The sequence below is a fragment of the Streptomyces sp. NPDC096152 genome (assembly GCF_044763235.1).
Taxonomy (GTDB): Bacteria; Actinomycetota; Actinomycetes; order Streptomycetales; family Streptomycetaceae; genus Streptomyces.
In genome coordinates, this window is sequence record NZ_JBIWFW010000004.1 from 63,302 (window position 1) to 84,158 (window position 20,857).

Here is a 20,857-nt window from a genome sequence, read left to right on the forward strand (position 1 = left end):
CCCGCCATGACGAGGATCGACACCGACCGGCCGGAGAGCGTACTGCCCACCCCCTCGCACACCGTCGGCCCCTTCTACGGGTACGCCCTGCCCTTCCGCGGCGGCGAGGACATCGCCCCGCTGGGGCATCCGGACACGGTCACCGTGCACGGGTACGTCTACGACGGCGAGGGCCGGCCGCTGCCGGACGCGCTGGTGGAGCTGTGGGGGCCGGACCCGGACGGCAACCTGCCGGCGACCGACGGCTCGATGCGCCGCGACCCGGCCTCCGGGGGCTTCCTCGGCCGCAACGGGGTGGAGTTCACCGGCTTCGGCCGCGTCCAGACCGACGCGAACGGCCACTGGTACGCGCGGACGCTGCGGCCCGGCGCGCGCGGGCGCAACGCGCCGTACGTGAGCGTGTGCGTGTTCGCGCGCGGGCTGCTCGTGCACCTGTTCACCCGGATCTACCTGCCCGGCGACCCGGCCGCGCTCGCCGCCGACCCGCTGCTGTCCCGGCTGGAGGAGGAGCGGCGCGGCACGTTGGTCGCCGCCGAGGAGGCCGGGGGGACCTACCGTTTCGACATCCGCCTTCAGGGCGAGGGCGAGACTCTCTTCCTGGAGTTCCGGTGACATCACCCGCCGACCACCCCGTACCCGACGGCCACCCCGTAGCGTCCGGCCGGCCGGTGGCCGCGGGCCGCCCCGTGGCCGCCGCGCCGGACGCCGGTCTGCTCGCCCCCGGAGGGGCGGGCTCGGCCGCGGCGGCCACGACGAGCGACCTCGCGTATCTGCGGGCGCTGCTCGACGCGGAGGCCGCCCTCACCCGGGCCCAGGCCGCGCTGGGCCTCGCCCCGGCCGGTGCGGCGGACGCGGTGACCCGGGCCGCCGACGCCGCCCGCTTCGACGTGCGCTCGCTCGCCGAGCGTGCCCGTGGCGGCGGCAACCCCGTCATCCCCCTGGTCGCCGATCTGACCGCGGCGGTGGGCACGGAGTACGGGCCCCACGTCCACCGGGGCGCGACCAGCCAGGACATCATGGACACCGCGACCATGCTGGTCGCCGCGCGCACCCTGGAACCGGTACTCGCCGATCTGGGCCGCACCGAGCGGGCGCTGGCCCGGCTGGCGGCCCGGCACCGCGACACCGTGATGCCGGGACGGACGCTGACCCAGCACGCCGTACCGACGACGTTCGGCCTGAAGGCGGCGGGCTGGCGCTCGCTGGTGCTCGACGCCCGGGACCGCCTGACGCTGGTGCGTGACTCGTTGCCCGCCCAACTCGGCGGTGCGGCGGGCACGTTGGCGGCCTTCTCGGTGTACGGCGCCGAGGACGCGACCGCGCTCCCGGCGGCGTACGCACGGGAGCTCGGCCTGGTGGCACCGGCGTTGCCCTGGCACACCCTGCGCACCCCGGTCGCCGACCTCGCCGGGGCCCTCGCCTTCACCGCCGGGGCACTGGGCAAGATCGCCGCGGACGTGCTCACCCTCTCCCGCACGGAGATCGCCGAACTGGCGGAAGGCAGCGGCGGCGGCTCGTCGGCCATGCCGCACAAGGCCAACCCGGTGCGGGCCACCCTGATCGCGGCGGCTGCCCGGCGGGCACCCCAGCTCGCGGCCACGCTGTACGGTTCGCTGGCGGCGGAGGACGAGCGGCCGGCCGGGGCCTGGCACGCCGAGTGGGAGCCGCTGCGCGACCTGCTCCGGCTGGCCGGCGACGCGGCCCGTGACGCCGCCGAACTGGCCGAGGGCCTGCGGGTGGACACGGCGGCGATGCGCGCGCATCTGGGCCTCACCCACGGGCTGATCGTCTCCGAGCGGCTGTCCGCGGAGCTCGCCCCCCGGCTCGGCCGCGGCCGCGCCCGGACGCTGCTCACCGAACTCGCCCGGCGTTCCGCGGCCGAAGGGCGCACGCTGGGCGAACTCCTGGCCGAGGAACCCGAGTTGAAGGACCTCGACCTGGCGGAACTGATCGACCCCACCCGCTACACCGGCTCCGCCGGAGCCCTCACCGACCGTGCGCTGGAGCGACGTTGACCGAGAAACTCCTGAACCACCGCATCGAAGGGCCCGCCTCCGCTCCCCCGCTGCTGCTCGGGCCCTCGCTCGGCACCTCGTACGCGCTGTGGGACGGGACCGCCCCCGAACTGGCGATCACCCACCGGGTGGTGCGCTGGGACCTGCCCGGGCACGGCGGCTCTCCCGCGGACCTCGTCCGGCCGGGCGCGACCGTCGCCGACCTGGCCGCCCTGGTGCTCGAGCTGGCCGACGCGCTCGGCGTCGACCGCTTCGCGTACGCGGGGGTGTCGCTGGGCGGCGCGGTGGGCCTGCACCTGGCCGTGCACCACCCCGAGCGCGTCACGTCCCTGGCGGTGATCTGCTCCTCCGCCCACTTCAACGGAGCGCGGCCGTGGCGGGAGCGGGCCGAGCTGGTCCGGCGGGAGGGACTGGAGCCGCTGGTCAAAACCGCGAACGACCGCTGGTTCACCGGCGGGTTCACGGCGCCGGAGCTGATCCGCGACCACGCGCGGACCGACCCGGAGGCGTACGCCGCCTGCTGCGACGCGCTGGCCGCCTTCGACCTGTCCGAACGGCTGCCGGAGATCACCGCTCCCACGCTCGCCCTGGCGGGCCGTGACGATCCGGCGACCCCGCCCGCGCACCTGCGGCAGATCGCGGACGCGGTGCCGGGTGCGGCGCTGACCGAGATCCCGGGCGCCTCGCACCTGGCGCCCGCGCAGTGCCCGGAAGCCGTCCTGACGGCGCTGCGGGCGCACTTCGCCCCGGCGGCCGGAGGTGCCGGGCGGGGCATGGCGGTACGGCGCGAGGTGCTCGGCGACGCGCACGTCGACCGGGCGCAGACGCGGCAGACCCCCTTCACGGCCCGCTTCCAGGAGTTCATCTCCCGCTATGCCTGGGGCGAGATCTGGACCGACCCGACGCTCACCCGCCGCGAGCGCAGCATGGTCACCCTGACGGCACTCGTCGCGCACGGCCACTACGACGAGTTGGCCATGCATGTGCGCGCGGCGCGCCGCAACGGCCTCACCCCCGAGGAGATCGGCGCGGTGCTGCTGCAGACCGCCGTGTACTGCGGGGTCCCGGCGGCGAACTCGGCGTTCGCGGTGGCCCAGCGGGTGCTGGCCGAGGAGACCGACGACAGGCCGTAGGTGTGGGTGGAGCGTCCCGGGGGGGGCGTCGTTCGGATCGGCACGGGTCCGCGGCGCCCGGCACGGCCTGATCCGACCTGGTCCGGACGAGACCCGCTAGCGCAGCCCGCTCGCGGACTCCAGCACCTGTCGCGCCCGGGCCGCCAGCCCGTCCGCGCCGCACGAACGGGCCAGCGCCAGACCGCGCTCGAGTTCCGCGGTCGAACGGGCGAGGATGCCGTGCTCGACGCGGGCGGCGGCGTGCTCGTACTGGCAGGGGGAGGCCTCCAGGTAGGCCACGGCCTGGGCGGCCAGGCGCACCGCGCGCTGGCCGGTCTCCAGGGCGGCCGCGCAGCGCAGGGCCTCGCCTATGGCGGTGTCGGTGCCGAAGCGCTCGGCCTGGCGGCGGACGTCGGCGGCGAGCCGCCCGGCCCGCGCCGGGTCCTCGGCCGCCAGGGCCAGGGCGAGGTCGACCGCCCAGGGCACCATGACCGGGTTGTGGTGGCCGCGCACGGCCGCCGCCTTCTCGGCGGCCTCCAGTTCGTTGATGCCGTCCTTGGTGCGGCCGACGGCGAGCAGCAGCCGGCCGCGCACGGAGCGCGGGTCGGGGATGACGATGATCGTGGGGTAGGGCGGGGCGAACCCGTACCGCTCGGCGATCTCCCAGGCCTCCTCGACGTGCCCGCGGGCGATCAGGGTGTCGACGAGGTTGCAGGTCGCGGTCCAGTACAGGGGCAGTCCGCGGCCGACCCGCTCGGCGAACCGCAGCGACTCGCGCAGGGAGGCCTCCGCCTCCCTGAGCCGGCCGCGCCTGCGGTGGCCGAGGCCGACGTAGGCGTGGGCCAGGGCGAGGTGGCCGCCGCTCCAGCCGGCGGTCTCGTAGGCGCGCAGGGCCTCGTTGTAGAGGGCGTCGGCGCGGTCCAGCCGGTCGCAGTAGGCGTAGGTGCTGGCGAGCATCAGCAGCAGCTCGATGCCCCACTCGGGGTCGGTCCAGCCGAGGCCGGGCGCGAGGCGGCCGTTGACGAGGGCGCGGTCGCACAGTTCGGCGACCTCCTCGGCGCTCTCGCCGTGGGTCATGGCGTCGAAGCCGCGCAGGATCAGCAGGGCCCTCTCGGGGTTGTCGCGGCCGGTGCAGCTCGCGGCGAGGCGAGCGAGCCGCTCAGAGCGGTCCGGCGAGCTCGACTCGCCCGCGTGGATGCCCTCCCACATGAACTGCACGGCCTGCAGCCGCAGCCGGGTGGGCCCCGGTTCGTGGCGGGCGGCCTCCGCCTCGACCGTGCGGACGGCCTCCTCCAGCTGGTCGTTGTGGAGCAGCGCCTGGGACAGACGCCAGACGGCGTCCACCCGGGTGTCGCCGTCGAGTCCGGGCATGCTCAGGGCCCGTTGGAGGTGCTCGATGGTCCGGGCGGGCGCGGTCAGCAGGGTGGCACAGCCCAGTTCGTAGAGGACGCGGGCGTGGACCTCGGGGGTGGGCGGCTCCAGCAGGGCCCGTTCCAGACAGCGGCGGGCGGCGTCGGGGGCGCCGACGGCGAGGTGTTCGCGGGCGGCCAGGCGCAGTTGCTCGACGAGTTCCTCGTCGTCGTCCGGGTGCACCTGGAGCAGGTGCCGGGAGGCCGCGGCGGCGCCGAGTCCGCAGTCGGCGACGACCTGGGCGGCGATGCCGTGCATGGCGGTGCGCAGGGCGTCCGGGATGGAGTGGTAGACGGCGCTCGCGATGAGCGGGTGGACGAACTCCAGGTCCCCGTCGCCGCCCCGGGCCCCGGCCGGGTCGGGCCTGGTCAGGATCCGGGCGCCGCGCAGCAGTTCGGCGCAGCGGGCGGCCTCGTCGCGGCCCATGGTGGCGAGCCGCGCGACCAGGTCGACGGTGATGCCGGTGCCGAGGATGGCGGCGGCCCAGGCGAACCGGGTGGCGTCGATGCCGAGGTCTTCCAGGCGGGCGACGAGGCCGCCGCCGCGGGCCGAGCGGTTCAGGGCGCGCAGTTCGCCGGCCCTGGCCTCGACCGGTTCCACCTCGCTGTCCTGGCACTTGGCGAGCAGTTCGACGGTCTCGTAGGGGTTGCCGGCGGTGACGGCCCACACCTCGCGGCAGAACGCGGCGTCCGCGTGCGGGCCGAGGGTGGCGCGGGTGAGACCGGCGGTCGCCTGCGGCGTCAGCGCGTTGAGGGTGCTGATGCCCGCGGCCGCGCCGACCGCCGCGAGATGGCGGCCGCTGTCGCCGCCGACCTCCCCGGGGCGGCGGGTCACCACGACCAGCACGGACAGGTCGTCGAGGCGCTCGGCGAACGCGGCGAGCCAGCGCAGGGTCTCCTGGTCCGCCCAGTGGGCGTCGTCGATCAGCAGCACGAGCGGCCACTCGCGCTTGGCGAGGCGGCGTACCGCGGCGACCAGTCCGTCGCACACGCCCTGCGGGTCCGCGTGCCGGTCGCCCGGTTCGGCGATGCCGAGGGCGGGGCCGGCGATGTCGTACCAGTCGCCGAGGTACTCGCGGGCCTCCTCCGGCATCAGCGACAGGAGCGCCGGCTGGAGCAACTGGCGTACGACGTTGAAGGGGACGGACCGGAGAGTCTCGCCGCTGCGGGCCGACCAGACGGTGCAGCCGCGCCGCTCGGCCAGGCGGCGGGTCTCCGCCAGCAGGGCGGTCTTGCCCAGTCCCGCATCGCCCTCGAAGAGCAGCAGGCTGCCCGAGGACGACCGGTCGGCGCACAGGGTGTCGACCGCGCGCAGGACGGCGGCGACTTCCTCGTCACGCTCCCACAGGGAAGCCGAGGCGGCCGCACCCGGCCCCACCTCCGTCATCCCGCTACCTCCCCAAGTCGCCCGAACGACGTACAGAACTCGAGAGTAGCCGTCGGGCCGCCGAAGTGGAGGGCGGTCCGGCCACCTGTTGCCGTGACGGGTGACGGACGGTGCGGACGGGCGACGCGGCGGGTGCCGCGACCTGCGCGGCGGGCGGCCGGTTCGTCAACAGGCCTGCGAGGGAAGACGGTTCGGTTCCCGCGGCCGGAGACCGGCGGGGACGTCGCCGACCGCGCGGGCCGGTTCCCCCCGCGCGAACCCGGGTCCTCTCATCCGGCTTTCACCGACACCTCATACGGTGGGGGCATGACGCAGGTGACTCCTCCCGGGTGGTACCCCGACCCCGGGCAGACGAAGGACGGTCCCGCCACCGAGCGCTGGTGGGACGGCACGGCTTGGACGGACCGGACCCGCGCCGCGGGGACGGCCGGAGCATGGGGTCCCCCGGCGCAGGCGCCGGCCGCCGGGGCGTATCCGGCGTATCCCGGATACCCGGCGTATCCGGCGCAGCCGCAGGCCACGCCGCGCCGCGGCCTGCGCATGGGCGTCGCCGTGGCGGTGGCCGCGGCGGTGCTGGCCAGCATCGGGGTCGGCGTGTTCGCGCTGGCCGCGCACGGCGGGGGCGGCGGCGACCGCGCGGGGTCCCGGCAGGGCCCGGGCGGCCGGGGCGGGCCGGAGGGACCCGACGGCCGGGGCGACCCGTTCGGCGGTCCGGGAGGCTCGGGCGGGTCCGACGGCCGCTCGCCCGGCCCCGGCGAGTCCGAGGCCCCGAAGATCCGCAGCGGCTCGGTCACCGACCGGATCAGCGGCATCAGCCTGCCCGTCCCCCAGGGCTGGTACGGCCAGCAGCTGACCGCGGGCGCCCAGGTGACGTCGGACGGCGCGTACAAGTGCCCCGGCGACACCTCCAAGACGTGCACCAAGGGCGGCGCGTACTCGGCGCCCGCCCTGCTCCTGGGCACCCGGGGCAGCACGGCCGAGGAGGTCGCGAAGGCCGACATAGCGGCCAACGCCCGCGAGTCCTACGGCGGCAAGACGTACGGCTCGATCACCTCGCACCAGGTGCTGGCCTCCAAGGGGGTCACCGTGGCCGGGCAGAAGGGCTATCTGGTCCGCTGGAGGGCGGTCACCGGCAAGGGCGCCGACGGCTACGTCGAGTCGCTGGCCTTCCCCTCGCCCGCGGACTCACGGCGGATGATCGTCGTCCGCTTCGGTGTGGACGTCGGGGAGCAGCAGTCCGTCATCGACGAGATCACCAAGGGCATCAAGGTGGCAACGGGCGGCGGCGACGGCCGGAACGTGTGACCGTCGCGCCCGTCCGCGCACCACACATCGGCCGGGCGGGGCCCCCTCCGCTCCAGAGGAACCCCGCCCGGCCTGGGGTGCGCGCCGCCCCCGTCCCCACGGTGCGGCGCGGTCAGGCCGCCGTCCAGTCATCCCGTGGACGGCGGCCTGAGTCTCAGGTGAGGCCGAGCGCCGGCAGCACGGCGGCCTCCACGAACCGGACCAGGTAGTCCGGGTCGGCGTACTTCCCCTCCAGTACGGGCCGGACGCGCAGCACTCCGAACATCTGCACCGGCACGAACTCCAGGGCGGGATGACCGGCGGGCACCTCCCCGCGTTCGACCCCGCGCCGCAGGATCTCCCGCAGGGCGGCGATCTCCGGCTCCACGAGCGTCTCGCGCAGCGCGCACCTCAGCTCCGGGTCCTGCGTGATGGCGTGCCCGAGCGCCTCCACCAGCCTGGTGTCCTTGCCCGACCACTCCCCCGCGGCCCGCGCGGCGCACCTCAGATCCTCCGCGAGCGAGCCGGTGTCGACGCCGTCGAAGCGCGACCGGCGGTTGGAGCGCAGCGCGGCCGCGACGAACTGCGGCTTGGTCCTCCACTGCCGGTACAGCGTGGACTTGCTGCAACGGGTGCTCGCGGCGACACCCTCCATGGTCACGGAGTCGTAGCCGCACTCGCGGATCTGGTCGAGCACTGCGTCGAAGAACTCCTGCTCGCGCTCGGGCGTCAGCTTGGAGCGGCGCGAGGCGACGACCGGTTCGGGTCGGTCCGCGGCCTGCGGCGTCATGGCTCCTCCCCTCGGTCGGCGTCCGGCGGGCCGGCCGGCCCGCCCCCAGTGTGGCGCACATCCATCGATACGCCAGCGTACCGGTACCGAGCCGTATCGGTACACTCGCGTATCGGTACGCTACCGTATCGATGTGCCCGCCCCGGTGCTCCGGGCCCGGGCACGCACCACACACGCACCACCGTCAGCGAGGGGGCCGGGGATGACCGCCCGTACCGAGGCCGCCGGGACACCGGGGGCGACTCCCCGTGCCGAGGCCGCCGAGGCGGTCGGCGGCCCGAACGCCCGGGCCGCGGCCGCCGCCGAGCCGATCCGGGCCACGGCGGCCGAGCCGGCCCGGGGCGCGAGTACCCGTACCGAGACCGCCGAGCCGGTCCGGGGCACGAAAGCCCGGGCCGCCGCCGCAGCGGCGGAGCCCGGCGCGCCCGCGCGCCCTCCGCTCGTCCGGGAGTTCCTGCTCGTGGCGGGGCTCTTCCTCGTCTACAAGCTCGGCCGGCAACTGGCGGCGGGGCACACCGCCGAGGCGTTCCGCAACGCCCACCGGGTCTGGGACCTGGAGCGGGCGCTCCACCTGCCCGGCGAGGGCGCGGTGCAGTCCCCGCTGCTGCCCGGCGGCCTCCCGGCACACCTCGCCAACACCTACTACGCGGCCGTCCACTTCCCGGCCACCGCGGCCTTCCTGGTCTGGCTCTACCTGCGGCGCCCCGCGCACTACGTCCGGGCCCGCCGGGTCCTCGCCGTGGTGACCGCGGCGGCCCTGGCACTGCATCTGGCGTTCCCACTCGCCCCGCCCCGGATGCTCGGCGCGGCGCACCTGGTGGACACCGCACGCGTGTACGGGCCGTCGGTGTACGGATCGCCGCGCGGCGACCATCTGACGAACCAGTTCGCGGCGATGCCGTCGCTGCACTTCGGCTGGGCGCTGATGGTGGCGGTCGGGCTGATCGCGGCCACCCGGTCCCGGTGGCGCGCACTGTGGCTGCTGCACCCGCTGGTGACGCTGCTGGTGATCGTGGGCACGGCGAACCACTACTGGCTCGACGCGCTCGTGGCGGCGGCCCTGCTCGCCGTGACCCTGACGGCGGTCCGCCCACCGCACCGGAGGGCGGTCCCGGCAGCCCTGGCGACCCCGACCGCCCTGGCGGCCCCGGCGATTCCAGCGACCCCGGCGATCCCCGCGGTGGCGGCGCGCGGCCCCGGGCAGTTCGGGCCGGTCCGGGCCGACGCCCCCGCGGGGGCGGGCCGATGAGCGCCACGCTGCTCGCCGTGGTCCTGTCGCTGTTCTCGGCCGTCGCCTACGCGGCCGCCGCCGTCGCCCAGGAGCGGCTGGCCCGCCTTGGCGCCGGGGCGGGCGCCGGGCGGCTGCTGCGCTCCGGCGGCTGGTGGTCGGCCGTCGGGCTGAACGGGTCGGCGGCCCTGCTGCACGTGGTGGCACTCCGGTACGGCCCGCTGACCGTGGTGCAGCCGCTCGGCGCGCTGACGCTGGTGGCCGCCGTGCCCATGGGGGCCCGGACGGCCGGACGGCGGGTGAGCGGGACCGAGTGGCGGGGCACGGCCTGCACGCTCCTCGGACTCGGCGCGCTGCTCCTCGCGGCCTCCGGGCCCGCGCCCGAGCAGGTGCTGAACCCGGTCCAGGCGCTGGCCGTCGCCGGCGCCACGGCCGCTCTGATCGGCGCGCTGTCCCGGCCGGGGGCGCGGCCGGGTCTGCGGCACGCGACCGCGTCCGGCGTCGCCTCGGGGGTCGCCTCGGCCCTGACCCAGACGGTCACGGTGGCCGCCACCGGCCACTCGGGGCCGCTGCTGAGCGGGCGGGTGGTCCTGGTGGCGCTGCTGGTCGCGGCGTTCGCGACGAGCGGGCTGCTGCTGTCGCAGACCGCCTACCGGGCCGGCCTCGGCGCTCCGCTCGCGGTGGTGACCCTGGCGAACCCGGTGGCGGCGGCGCTGATCGGGCTGACCCTGCTCGGCCAGGGCCTGTCCGGCGGCACGACGGGCGTCCTGCTCGCCCTGGCGGGGGCGGTGCTCGCCGCCGCGGGTGTGGTGCTGCTGTCGCGGGCGGCGCCCCGGCCCGCGCGCCCTGAGACGGCGCCCCGGCCCGAGCGCCCGGAGGCGGCACCCCGGCCCGAGCGGACCGAGACAGCGGGACGGGACGCGTCGGCACCGTACTCGGCGACGGAACGCGACAGCGGCCCCGAGGCGCACCCCGTGGCCGCTGTCCTGACCCTGGAGCCGCAACCGGCGTCGCAGGAGAAGGTGGTGCTGCCCCGGCCCGCCGGACCGGGGCGTCTCACACCGCTGTGACCGTCCGTCAGCCCAGTCCCCGCGAGTCCTGCTTGAGCGCGGTGTCGACGGTCAGCGCCGTCGCCACCACCAGACTCAGCAGCGGCTCGGGCAGCTGGAAGTGGATCTGCAGGACGTAGTTGTCGGCCGTGGTGAACATCGTCTTGGCCAGGCCCTCCCACGTCTTGGTGATCCGGGCGACCTCGTTCTGGGCGTGGTCGACGATCGCGAAGTTCCAGGCGCGCCAGTTCTCCGCCTTGATCGCGCCGACCTGCTGGCCGTTCGCGTTCATCGCGAAGTTGATCTTGCCGAAGACGTTCTGCTGGACGATCTCGCCGACGACGGTGCCGTCCGGACGCGACACGATCACCCGGGACTTGAATATCTTCGCGGGCCGGGTCAGGAGCAGCTGCGGCTGACCGTAGGAGTCGCGGATCTCCAGCTTGTGCGTCATGAACTGGTCGAGGCTGGAGACGAACCGGAGGATCTTCTTCAGCGCGCTCTGACCGACCTCGGTGACCGCGCCGATCTGGTTGCCGTTCTGGTCGAAGACCTTGTACTCGTTGGTCAGCTCGATCAGCTTGGCCTTCTGGTTCACCACCAGCACGGGCTCGCTGAAGAGGGAGCCGCCGCCGGCGCCGCTCGGGGCGACACCGGCCTGCTGCTGCACCTGGCGCTGCACGCGCGCGTCGGGACCGGCCTGCTGCTGCGGCATCTGGGGCGTGCCGTGGCCCGGCTGGCCGGCGTGGGTGTGCTCGGTCCACTGGGAGCCGTCCCAGTAACGCAGCGTCTGGGACGCCCCGTGCGGATCCGGGTACCAACCTGCAGGTGTGTTCGAATGCGTGGTCACCGGGGCACACTACCGTGAGTTGGCCGGAAGGACACCGGCCCCGAGGGGCCCGTCAGCCGGTCGCGATCGCCGGGTCGCTCACCCCCTGACGCCCGTTCTCGACATGTCCGGCGAACCGCCGCAGATACCTCGCGTGCGCGTCGGAGGTGACCTCCAGGTCGTACCAACGGCTGCTCGCCGTCAGGTCGAAGAGCTGCTTCACCGTGACGCCGGGGCGCACCGCCACCGTCCGCGACGCGCCCCCGTAGCCGCTGGTCACCTTCAGCCGCACCGTGGTCGCGCCTTTGTTGGTGAAGGTGAGCTCGACGTCGTCGCCGGTGTGCCGGGCGGTGACCTCGGGGCCGGCCGCCGTGCCGGGGCCCTTGAAGACGCGCAGGAAGCCGCCGGGGCCGTGCACGCTCAGGTCGTAGGAGCCGCCGGAGTACGCGGAGTTCCAGGTGTCGGAGACCGTCTTGCCGGCCTCGGTCGTGTACGTCCACGGGCCGTCGGCGCGGTTGCCGGAGGTGACGAGGAAGACGGCACCGGCGTGCTCGCCGGAGGCGAAGGTCAGCGTGAACTTCCCGGCCGCGGTGTCCGCCGAACCGTCCACGGCGGGCGCGTACTTGAGGGGGCGGGTGGGCCGGTGGCCGCTCTCCTGGCGGGGCAGCACCGGGTGGGCGGGCGGGGTCGGCACGTAGTCGGGGTGGCGGTCGTGGTCCGGCGGCCGGTAGCCGGAGGTGTCCGGCAGCGAGACCGGCCGGGTGTCCTCGCGGGAGAAGTCGAACGCCGAGGTCAGGTCGCCGCAGACGGCCCGCCGCCAGGGCGAGATGTTCGGCTCGTGCACGCCGAAGCGGCGCTCCATGAACCGGATGACGGAGGTGTGGTCCAGCGTCTCGGAGCAGACGAACCCGCCCTTGCTCCAGGGCGAGACGACGAGCATCGGCACCCGCTGGCCGAGTCCGTACGGACCGGGGACGTGTGAGCCGTCGCCCTGGAAGACGTCCGGGCCGACGTCGACCGTCGACTTGCCCTGCGCGGCGGAGGCGGGCGGGAAGGGCGGCAGCACGTGGTCGAAGAATCCGTCGTTCTCGTCGTAGGTGACGAACAGGGCCGTCTTCGCCCACACCTCGGGGTTCGAGGTGAGCGCGTCCAGGACCTGGGATATGTACCAGGCGCCGTAGTTGGCGGGCCAGTTGGGGTGCTCGGTGAACGCCTCGGGGGCGACGACCCAGGAGATCTTCGGCAGTTCGCCGTTCTTGACGTCGGCCCTGAGCCGGTCGAAGAATCCCTCGCCCTTGCGGGCGTCGGTGCCGGTGCGGGCCTTGTCGTGGAGGGGGTCGCCGGGCTGGGCGTTCTGGTACTGCTTGAAGTAAAGCAGGGAGTTGTCGCCGTAGTTGCCGCGGTAGGCATCCTCGATCCAGCCCCAGCCGCCGGCGGCGTCGAGGCCGTCGCCGACGTCCTGGTAGACCTTCCAGGAGACGCCGGCCTTCTCCAGGCGCTCCGGGTACGTCGTCCAGCTGTAGCCGGCCTCGTCGTTGCCGAGGACCGGGCCGCCGCCCTGGCCGTCGTTGCCCGTGCAGCCGGTCCACAGGTAGTAGCGGTTGGGGTCGGTGGAGCCGATGAACGAGCAGTGGTAGGCGTCGCAGACGGTGAAGGCGTCGGCGAGGGCGTAGTGGAACGGGATGTCGTCCCGGTTCAGGTACGCCATCGTGGTGGACGACTTGGCGGGCACCCACTGGTCGTACTTGCCCTGGTTGAAGGCTTGGTGTCCGTCGTTCCAGCCGTGCGGGAGATCCTGGATGAAGGCCAGGCCCAGGTCGTCGGCGTCGGGGTGGAAGGGCAGCACGTCCTTCGTGCCGTCCGACTGGTGCCAGACGGGCTTGCCGTTCGGCAGGGTCACGGGGCGCGGGTCGCCGAAGCCGCGGACTCCGCCGAGCGTGCCGAAGTAGTGGTCGAAGGAACGGTTCTCCTGCATGAGGACGACGATGTGCTCGACGTCCTCGATCGACCCGGTGCGGTGGTTCGCGGGCAGCGCGGCGGCACGTTCGATGCTGCCGGACAGCGCCGTGAGCGCCGTCGTGGCGCCCGCGAGCTGGAGAAAGCGGCGCCGGTTGACTTCGGACATGGGTGAGGGACCTCTCATCCTGACGTACGGATGGCCGGTACAGAGGGAATGCGCGCAGCGAGTGTTCCAAGAGCATCGAACGGGAGGGAAGGGTCGGATTGCGCCCATGTGAAGCTCGGCGGTACGTGAGGTGCGCGGGCGGCCGCCCGGCATCCCCCACGGCGACATCGTTCGAGCTCGCCCTCGACACCCGGGCTCCGCGCAAAGCGCTGTCCACCGGACGTCAGACCGCCAGGGACCGAAGTCCTCTGACCGGCCTTCTCACGGCAGAAAAAATCGGGGGCGCCCTACATCACCGAGGCGGTGGGCCGGAACCAGACGTCCGCCGAACGGCTCTCCCCCGCGCTCACACGCCCGGCTGGTCCACGGAGGGCCCCGCACCGGCGGGCGTGCCCGGCCCTGCCGGGTGGTGGCCGGACACCGGCGCCCGGCCGTCGCCCGAGGCCGGGCCGCAGACGGCAACCGGGGGGCGCAGCGGCACACCGTTGGCGCGCAACACCTCGCGCACGTCCAGGATCAGGGGGAAGACCTCGTGGTTGCGGTCCTCGCCCTGTTCGTCCCACGCCCGTTGCTCGGCTTCGACGGCCATGCGGTCCTCGGCGAACACGCGCTCGGTGAAGTGCCTGATGAGCGGCCACGCCAGGTGCAGCGCGCCCGGAATCCCGGGCTTCTCGATCATGAGGAGGCCGTAGACGTGACACCGGCGCTGCTCGGCGTCCTCGGGCACGTACGCGGTCCACAGGCGGAAGGCCGGGCGTTCGGCGTTCTCCGGGACCAGGTCGAGTGTCTGGTACGGGTACTCCGTACGGATGGTCATCACATCGGCGGAGTCGCTGCCTCCGATGCCCTCCCCAGCCAGCAGGCCGGCGCCGCGGTTTCGCTTCCCTCCAGCGTGGGTGAACAGGTACTTGGCCTCCACCGACCGCTCGCCGGTGCGGTACTCCAGCAGCTCGGGGTGGAGCCTGCCGACGACGCCGCGATGCAGGAACTGGTGGTTCATGTCGAGCAGGTTCTCGTGCATGAACGAGTAGTGGCAGCGCACCGTCCGGGAGAAGGTCATGGTCCTGTACTTCGGCGAGCCGAACGCCGGCAGCTCGGGCAGGGGGGTGACCGCCGCCTTCTCCGGATCGCCGGGGAAGACGAACACCAGGCCGTACGCCTCGTGGACGGGGTAGCCGCGCACGCCGCGCGGCGGCCGGCCGTCGCCCTTGGAGAGGTACGGGATCTGTGAGATGCGGCCGTCGCCGCGATAGGCCCAGGCGTGGTAGCAGCAGCGGAGGGTCTCGCCCTCCACGACCCCCATGCTCAACGGCACCTGCCGGTGGGCGCACCGGTCCTCCAGCGCGTGGACGGCACCGCTCCGCCCGCGGTAGAGCGCGATCCGCTCGCCGGCGAAGGAGGTCGCGATCACCCGGCCGCTGCGCACCTTCCCGGACCGCGCGACCGGATACCAGAAGTCGGGGTTCGCCCCGACACGCCTCAGGTCGACGATGCCGGAGCCGGGATCGCGGGGCCCGGGACGCCGGCGGCTCGCAGCCCCGTCGGAGTCTGTTTCGGTCATGCCTCTCCCTTGCCGAGGGAACACCGGCTTGGACAGTCGCGCGTCAGCCCGGGCATCACCGACTCGCCGGTGCGGCAGGTTCGGCCCCCTCCCATGGTGGCAGGATGTCGCCGCCCCTGTCGTGCGCAGCACGCCCGGAGGGATGAGCACCCCGTTTCGCCGGAACCCCGGACCACCGCGACGCGGTGCTCACCGAGGGGAACGGGCGTCCGGGGAGACCATGATGATCTGCCTGTCCCGGTGCCGGGGAGGGCGGCTGGTGCTCGGCCCCCGAACGGTCAGGGAGCGGCCCAGAGTCCCCGCACATGCCCGAGGTGCCGGGTCAGCACCGTCCGCGCGGCCTCCTCGTCCCGGGCGAGCAGCGCGTCCAGCAGGTCCAGGTGCTCCTCGGCCGACGCCCGGAGCCGCCCCTGCTCGGCCAGGGAGGTCAGCCCGTACAGCCGGGAGCGCCGCCGCAGGTCGCTGACCACCTCCACCAGGTGGCCGTTGCCCGCGAGGGCCAGCAGACCGAGGTGGAAGCGCAGGTCCGCCTCGACGTACCCGATGAGGTCACCGGCCGCGGCCGAGGTCACGATCTCCTGCGCGACGGGCCGCAGCGCGGCCAGGTCGCCGGGGTCGGCGGTGGTCGCCAGCGACGCCGTGGTCGGGATCTCTATCAGGGCACGGACGTGGGTGTACTCGTCGAGCTGCCGCCCGGAGACGGCGGTGACCCGGAAACCCTTGTTGGGGACGGTGTCGACCAGCCCCTCCTTCGCGAGGTCGAGCATCGCCTCGCGCACCGGTGTCGCGGAGACCCCGAAGCGGGCGGCGAGGCCGGGCGCGGAGTACACCTCGCCCGGACGCAGTTCGCCGGTGATCAGCGCGGCCCGCAGCGCGTCCGCCACCCGCTCCCGGTAGCTGGGCCTCCTGCCGCCCAGTGCGGGCAGTGCGGGGCCGTGCTGCGGTGCCATGCGGTCGCCCTCCTCCTGGATCACCGGCACATTATCGGTGCGGCCTACAGGACGAACCCGGCCGGGAAGGGGTCCTCGGGGTCGAGGAGGTACTGGGCGGTGCCGGTGATCCAGGCGCGGCCGGTGAAGCTGGGCAGCACCGCGGGGCGTCCGCCCACCTCCGTGGTGCCGAGCAGCCGGCCGGTGAACCGGGTGCCGATGAAGGACTCGTTCACGAACTCGGTGTGCAGGGGCAGTTCGCCCCGCGCGTGCAGCTGCGCCATCCGCGCGCTGGTACCGGTGCCGCAGGGCGAGCGGTCGAACCAGCCGGGGTGGATCACCATCGCGTGCCGCGAGTGGCGTGCGGTGGCGCCGGGGGCGTACAGGTGGACGTGGTGGCAGCCGCGGATGGACGGGTCCCCCGGGTGCACCGGCTCCCCCTCGGCGTCGACCGCCTCCATCAGCGCCAGTCCGGCGGCGATGATGTCGTCCTTGCGGGCGCGGTCGAAGGGCAGGCCGAACTCCGACAGCGGCGCGATGGCGTAGAAGTTCCCGCCGTACGCGAGGTCGTACGTCACCGTCCGCCCGTCCGGGAGGGTGGCCTCGCGGCCGAGGCCGGCGGCGAAGGACGGGACGTTGCGCAGCGTCACGGCCCCGGCGGCGCCGTCGCGCACGTCGACCTCGGCGACCACGGGGCCCGCCGGGGTGTCCAGCCGGATGGTGGTGACCGGTTCGGCCACTTCGACCATCCCCGTCTCGACCAGCACGGTCGCCACGCCGATCGTGCCGTGCCCGCACATCGGCAGACAGCCGGAGACCTCGACGTAGAGGACGCCCCAGTCGCAGTCGGGGCGGGTCGGCGGCTGGAGGATCGCCCCGCTCATGGCGGAGTGGCCGCGCGGTTCGTCCATCAGCAACCGCCGGACGTCGTCCCGGTGTTCGGCGAACCACAGTCGCCGCTCGTTCATGGTCGCTCCGGGCACGGTGCCGATCCCGCCGGTGACGACGCGGGTGGGCATGCCCTCGGTGTGCGAGTCGACGGCGTGCAGGACGAGTCTGCTGCGCATCAGCGTCCGCCCTCCCCGGCTCCAGGCCCTGTCCGGCCGATCATGCCGCAGACCCGGGGTCCGGCACGCACATCTGCGGCGTTGTCGCCACTCGCCGACTCCCCCAAGCTCTCGGCTTCGCTCGAGCAGGGGGGACCCCCATCGCGTCGACTCCCTCCTCCGCCTTGCAGCTGCACGCACCAGACCCCGCTCGGCCCACGTTGCTCGGTCACTGTCGCTTCCCTGGGACTTGATCGGCCGGACAGGGCCGCTAGGCGAGTCCGGCCGCGAGGGCCTTCTCGGTGGCGGCGCGGACGGCGGCCTCCTGGCCCGGCAGCAGGGGCATACGGGGCGGCCGCACCGGACCGCCGTACCGTCCGGCCACGTCCATGGACAGCTTGACGGCCTGCACGAACTCGGGGCGTGAGTCCCAGCGCAGCAGCGGGTGGAGCTGCCGGTACAGGTGCCGGGCCGTGGCCAGGTCGCCGTCGACGGCGGCGTGGAACAGCTCGACGGTCGCGGCGGGCAGGACGTTCGGGAAGCCGGCCACCCAGCCCTTGGCGCCCGCGAAGGCGAACTCCAGCAGGACGTCGTCGGCGCCGACCAGCAGGTCCAGGTCCGGGGCGAGTTCGGCGATCCGCCAGGCGCGGCGGACGTCTCCGGAGAACTCCTTGACGGCTCGGATGTGTCCCTCGCCGTGCAGCCTCGCCAGCAGCTCGGGCACGAGGTCGACCTTGGTGTCGACGGGATTGTTGTAGGCGACGACGGGCAGGCCCGTCCTGGCGACCTCGGCGTAGTGGGCGAGGACCGAACGCTCGTCGGCGCGGTAGCCGTTGGGCGGCAGCAGCATCACCGCCCGGCAGCCGGCGCCGCCCGCCTGCTCGGCCCAGCGGCGGGCCTCGGCGGACCCGTAGGCGGCCACGCCCGGCACCACGCGCTGCCCTCCGATCGCGGCGACGGCGGTGTCGACGACCCTGGAGCGCTCCTCGGGGGTGAGCACCTGGTACTCGCCGAGCGAGCCGTTGGGCACGACGCCGTCGCAGCCGTTGTCGACGAGCCAGGCGCACTGCTCGGCGTAGCGGTCGTAGTCCACGGACAGGTCCTCGCGCAGCGGCAGCGCGGTGGCGACGAGGACGCCGTGCCAGGGGCGGTGGCCGGTCATGGTCATGGGGTTCCCTCCTCGGTGACGTCGTCGGGGTGGCGGGCGAGCACGCCGAGCGGCACGGGCCGGGCCAACAGCATCCGGCCCGGGACGAGTTCGCAGCCGGCGGTCCCGGCGACCGCCGGTGCGCACATCCGGCCCTGGCACCAGCCCATGCCGGCCCGGGTGAGCAGCTTCACGGTGCGCAGGTCTCCCGCGCCGAGCCCGGTCACCGCCGCGCGGACGGCGCCCGCGGTGACCTCTTCGCAGCGGCAGACCACCGTGTCGTCGGTGACCTGGTCGGCCCAGTGCGCGGGCGGGGCGTACGCGGCGTCGAGTGCCGTCGCGCAGGCGCGCAGCCGGCGGCGGGCCCGGGCGGCCGCGGACCACCCGCGCGGGTCGGGTGCGGTGCCCTTCAGCCGGGCCGCGGCCGACCGGCCGGCGATGTGGCCCTCCGCGAGCGCCAGGCCGGCGCCGCCGATGCCGGTGGTCTCCCCCGCCGCCCACACTCCCGGCACGTCCGTGCGCTGCTCGTCGTCCACCCGCACGGTCGGGCCGTCGAGACCGCAGCCGAGCGCCTGGGCGAGGTCGGTGTGCGGGAGCATCCCGTGCCCGATCGCGAGGGTGTCGCAGTCGAGGTGCCGGGCGGTGCCGGGCCGGACGCGGCCCGTGGTGTCCAGTGCGGCGACGGTGACGCCGGTCAGCGCGGTGTCGCCGTGCGCGCGGACGACCGTGTGGCGGGTCAGGAGGCGGATGCGGTGGCGCAGCAGCCGGGCCGCGTGTCCGGCGCCCTCGGGCACCTTGGCGGCCAGGGCCCGCCCGTGACGTACGAGGGCCCCGGGTCCGGTGGACTCCACCAGCGCGGCGACCTCGGCCCCGGCCGCCGCCAGCCCGGTCGCCACCGGCAGCAGCAGCGGCCCGGTGCCCGCCACGACGGCCCTGCGCCCCGGCACCACCAGCGCCCCCTTCAGCAGGGCCTGCGCTCCGCCCGCGGTGACGACTCCGGGCAGGGTCCAGCCGGGGAAGGGCAGCACCTTCTCGTAGCCGCCGGTGGCGAGCAGCACGGCGCGGGCGCGGACCGCGACGGGCTCCCGCTGGTCCGGGCCGCGCAGGGCGTGCACGGTGAAACCGGGTTCCACGGACCAGACATGATGGTCCGTCAGTACGCGCACATCACTGGCCGCGAGCGCGTCCCGCAGCCGCTCCCAGGTCCGCCAGTGGTGGTGGAGCGTCCGGGAGTGCCGGGCGCCGAGGCCGGGTGCGGGCTGCCGGTGGAACTGCCCGCCGGGCGCCGGGGCCGCGTCGAGCAGGGTGACCCGCGTCCCGCGCGCGGCCGCCGCCAGTGCCGCGGCGAGCCCCGCCGGTCCCGCGCCGATCACCGCGAGGTCAGTCCTCATGGCCCGTCCCCTCCTGCGCGCGGATCACGTCACCGGGCCGCACCGGCACCAGGCAGGCCCGCTGGTTGGGGCGGCCGTTGACGCTCACCAGGCAGTCGAAGCAGACACCGATCCCGCAGAACACCCCGCGCGGGCGGCCCGCGCCCCGGGTGGTGCGCCAGGAGGTGACGCCCGCGGCCAAGAGCACGGCGGCGACCGTCCGGCCGGGCAGCGCCTCGATCTCCCGGCCGTCGAAGGTGACGGTGAAGGCGGGGCCGGGCCGGGCCCCCGCCCGTTCGAGCGGGTTCACCGGGCCTCCCCCCGGACCCGCGCGGGGCGGGCCGGTCCGGCGCCGGGCGGCGGGAAGCGGTCGGGCCGGAACGGCGCCGGGTCCAGGGCGGCTTCCGCCCCGGTCAGCGCCCGCGCGATCAGATGCCCGGTCCCGGTGGCCAGCCCGATGCCCGCGCCCTCGTGCCCGCACGCGTGGTAGAGCCCGGGCGCGCGGGGGTCCGGGCCGATCGCGGGCAGGTGGTCGGGCAGGTACGGGCGGAAACCGGCGTACGTCCGCAGCGCCCGTACACCGGTCAGGAACGGGAACAGCCGGATCGCGCCCGCCGCCAGCGCCCGCAGCGCGGGCAGGGACAACGACCGGTCGAAGCCGACCCGTTCGCGGCCGGCGCCGATCAGTAGCGGTCCGGCGGCCGTCCCCTCGACCACCGGGGAGGTCCGCAGGGCGGTCGAGTCGCCGGCGACATCGGCGACGTAGCCGGCCGCGTAGACCTTGTGCCGGACGCGCGGCGGCAGCGGTTCGGTGACGAGGACGAAGCCGCGCCGGGGCAGCACGGGCAGGAACACCCCGGCGAGCGCGGCGAGTTCGCCGCCCCACACCCCGGCCGCGTTGACGACGGCGGGGGCGTGGACGGTGCCGCGGTCGGTGCGCACCCCGCGCACCGCGCCCGCCGGTCCGCGCAGCACCTCGCCCACCGTCCGGCCGGTCAGCAGCCGCGCGCCGGAGGCCCGCAGCACGTGCGCGGCGGCCAGGGCGGGCATGACCTGGGCGTCCTGCGGGTAGTGCACGGCGCCGGCCAGGCCGGGCGCCAGGTACGGCTCCAGCTCGCGGAGTTGCCCGGAGGGCACGCCCACCGCGCGCACCCCGCGTGCTCGTTGGGCCGACGCCAGGGCCTCCAGCGCGGTCAACGACTCGGGGGTGGTGGCGACGACGACCCCGCCCTTGGGCTCGTACTCGACGAGATCGCCCAGTTCCTCGGCGAGTTCGCGCCACAGGTGCAGGGAGTGCAGGGCCAGGTCCAGTTCGGGGCCGGGCTCCTTGTCGGAGACGAGGAGATTGCCCTCCCCCGCGCCCGTAGTGCCGGAGGCCACCGGCCCGCGGTCCACCACGGTCACGTCCAGGCCCGCCCGAGCGGCGTACAGAGCACACGCGGCGCCCACCATCCCGGCGCCGACGATCACGACATCGCAGGTCAGCGACTCGCCCACGCCAGTACTATGTCACACACCACACCCGGAGGGAACAGGCCCGGCCGGGCGGCCCGGCCCCTCGCGCACCCGCGCGGGC

Annotated in this window: 17 protein-coding genes and 1 pseudogene; 7 read left to right on the top strand and 11 right to left on the bottom strand. The window is 74.9% G+C overall.

The window, feature by feature from the left end:
* The first annotated feature begins 6 nt into the window (after positions 1-6).
* From pcaG to pcaD, 3 genes are all read left to right on the top strand, one after another.
* A complete protein-coding gene (gene pcaG, locus ACIQ9G_RS14990; protein WP_403608926.1) occupies positions 7-612 on the top strand; it encodes a protocatechuate 3,4-dioxygenase subunit alpha in 606 nt (201 codons plus the stop codon).
* Between the two features lie 74 nt (positions 613-686).
* A complete protein-coding gene (gene pcaB, locus ACIQ9G_RS14995; RefSeq protein WP_403610015.1) occupies positions 687-2,015 on the top strand; it encodes a 3-carboxy-cis,cis-muconate cycloisomerase in 1,329 nt (442 codons plus the stop codon).
* A complete protein-coding gene (gene pcaD, locus ACIQ9G_RS15000; protein ID WP_403608927.1) occupies positions 2,012-3,148 on the top strand; it encodes a 3-oxoadipate enol-lactonase in 1,137 nt (378 codons plus the stop codon). The genes pcaB and pcaD overlap by 4 nt, the downstream gene beginning before the upstream one ends.
* A 96-nt stretch (positions 3,149-3,244) precedes the next feature.
* Here the strand turns inward: pcaD and ACIQ9G_RS15005 are convergent, their stop codons facing one another.
* Positions 3,245-5,923, bottom strand: a complete 2,679-nt coding sequence (locus ACIQ9G_RS15005; protein ID WP_403608928.1) for an ATP-binding protein — start codon at positions 5,921-5,923, stop codon at positions 3,245-3,247.
* A 306-nt stretch (positions 5,924-6,229) separates the two neighbouring features.
* On the opposite strand from ACIQ9G_RS15005, the gene ACIQ9G_RS15010 reads away from it, so the two are divergent.
* Positions 6,230-7,228: a DUF2510 domain-containing protein gene (locus ACIQ9G_RS15010; RefSeq protein ID WP_403608929.1), complete on the top strand. Its 999-nt coding sequence runs from the start codon at positions 6,230-6,232 to the stop codon at positions 7,226-7,228.
* Positions 7,229-7,382: 154 nt separating this feature from the next.
* Here the strand turns inward: ACIQ9G_RS15010 and ACIQ9G_RS15015 are convergent, their stop codons facing one another.
* Complete coding sequence (locus ACIQ9G_RS15015) at positions 7,383-7,997, bottom strand: TetR/AcrR family transcriptional regulator C-terminal ligand-binding domain-containing protein (protein WP_392196321.1); 615 nt, start codon at positions 7,995-7,997, stop codon at positions 7,383-7,385.
* Positions 7,998-8,199: 202 nt separating this feature from the next.
* Between ACIQ9G_RS15015 and ACIQ9G_RS15020 the strand changes: the two genes are divergently transcribed.
* Both ACIQ9G_RS15020 and ACIQ9G_RS15025 read left to right on the top strand, forming a co-directional pair.
* The gene (locus ACIQ9G_RS15020) at positions 8,200-9,246 is read left to right on the top strand and encodes a phosphatase PAP2 family protein (RefSeq protein ID WP_403608930.1); all 1,047 of its coding nucleotides are present in this window, start codon (positions 8,200-8,202) and stop codon (positions 9,244-9,246) included.
* Entirely contained in the window at positions 9,243-10,295 is a 1,053-nt protein-coding gene (locus ACIQ9G_RS15025) for a hypothetical protein (protein ID WP_403608931.1), read from the top strand. The genes ACIQ9G_RS15020 and ACIQ9G_RS15025 overlap by 4 nt, the downstream gene beginning before the upstream one ends.
* A gap of 7 nt (positions 10,296-10,302) precedes the next feature.
* Here the strand turns inward: ACIQ9G_RS15025 and ACIQ9G_RS15030 are convergent, their stop codons facing one another.
* The 3 genes from ACIQ9G_RS15030 to ACIQ9G_RS15040 all read right to left on the bottom strand — a co-directional run bounded on the left by ACIQ9G_RS15030 (position 10,303) and on the right by ACIQ9G_RS15040 (position 14,789).
* Complete coding sequence (locus ACIQ9G_RS15030; RefSeq protein ID WP_403608933.1) at positions 10,303-11,124, bottom strand: phospholipid scramblase-related protein; 822 nt, start codon at positions 11,122-11,124, stop codon at positions 10,303-10,305.
* Positions 11,125-11,176: 52 nt separating this feature from the next.
* On the bottom strand, positions 11,177-13,228 hold the full coding sequence (locus tag ACIQ9G_RS15035) for a phosphocholine-specific phospholipase C (protein WP_403608934.1): 2,052 nt from the start codon (positions 13,226-13,228) through the stop codon (positions 11,177-11,179).
* 346 nt (positions 13,229-13,574) lie between these two features.
* Positions 13,575-14,789, bottom strand: coding sequence for a Rieske 2Fe-2S domain-containing protein (locus tag ACIQ9G_RS15040; protein ID WP_403608935.1), 1,215 nt, complete (start codon positions 14,787-14,789; stop codon positions 13,575-13,577).
* Between the two features lie 161 nt (positions 14,790-14,950).
* On the opposite strand from ACIQ9G_RS15040, the pseudogene ACIQ9G_RS15045 reads away from it, so the two are divergent.
* Positions 14,951-15,054: pseudogene (locus ACIQ9G_RS15045) on the top strand (oxidoreductase); the annotation flags it as partial.
* A 13-nt stretch (positions 15,055-15,067) separates the two neighbouring features.
* Here the strand turns inward: ACIQ9G_RS15045 and ACIQ9G_RS15050 are convergent.
* From ACIQ9G_RS15050 to ACIQ9G_RS15075, 6 genes are all read right to left on the bottom strand, one after another.
* Complete coding sequence (locus ACIQ9G_RS15050; protein WP_403610017.1) at positions 15,068-15,739, bottom strand: GntR family transcriptional regulator; 672 nt, start codon at positions 15,737-15,739, stop codon at positions 15,068-15,070.
* Between the two features lie 44 nt (positions 15,740-15,783).
* Complete coding sequence (locus ACIQ9G_RS15055) at positions 15,784-16,785, bottom strand: proline racemase family protein (protein ID WP_403608936.1); 1,002 nt, start codon at positions 16,783-16,785, stop codon at positions 15,784-15,786.
* 250 nt (positions 16,786-17,035) lie between these two features.
* The gene (locus ACIQ9G_RS15060) at positions 17,036-17,932 is read right to left on the bottom strand and encodes a dihydrodipicolinate synthase family protein (protein ID WP_403608938.1); all 897 of its coding nucleotides are present in this window, start codon (positions 17,930-17,932) and stop codon (positions 17,036-17,038) included.
* A complete protein-coding gene (locus tag ACIQ9G_RS15065; RefSeq protein WP_403608940.1) occupies positions 17,929-19,302 on the bottom strand; it encodes an NAD(P)/FAD-dependent oxidoreductase in 1,374 nt (457 codons plus the stop codon). The genes ACIQ9G_RS15060 and ACIQ9G_RS15065 overlap by 4 nt, the downstream gene beginning before the upstream one ends.
* Positions 19,292-19,591, bottom strand: a complete 300-nt coding sequence (locus tag ACIQ9G_RS15070) for a (2Fe-2S)-binding protein (RefSeq protein ID WP_403608941.1) — start codon at positions 19,589-19,591, stop codon at positions 19,292-19,294. The genes ACIQ9G_RS15065 and ACIQ9G_RS15070 overlap by 11 nt, the downstream gene beginning before the upstream one ends.
* Positions 19,588-20,778 (bottom strand): NAD(P)/FAD-dependent oxidoreductase, encoded by a 1,191-nt coding sequence (locus ACIQ9G_RS15075; protein WP_403608943.1) that lies wholly within the window; start codon positions 20,776-20,778, stop codon positions 19,588-19,590. The genes ACIQ9G_RS15070 and ACIQ9G_RS15075 overlap by 4 nt, the downstream gene beginning before the upstream one ends.
* Positions 20,779-20,857 lie beyond the last annotated feature (79 nt).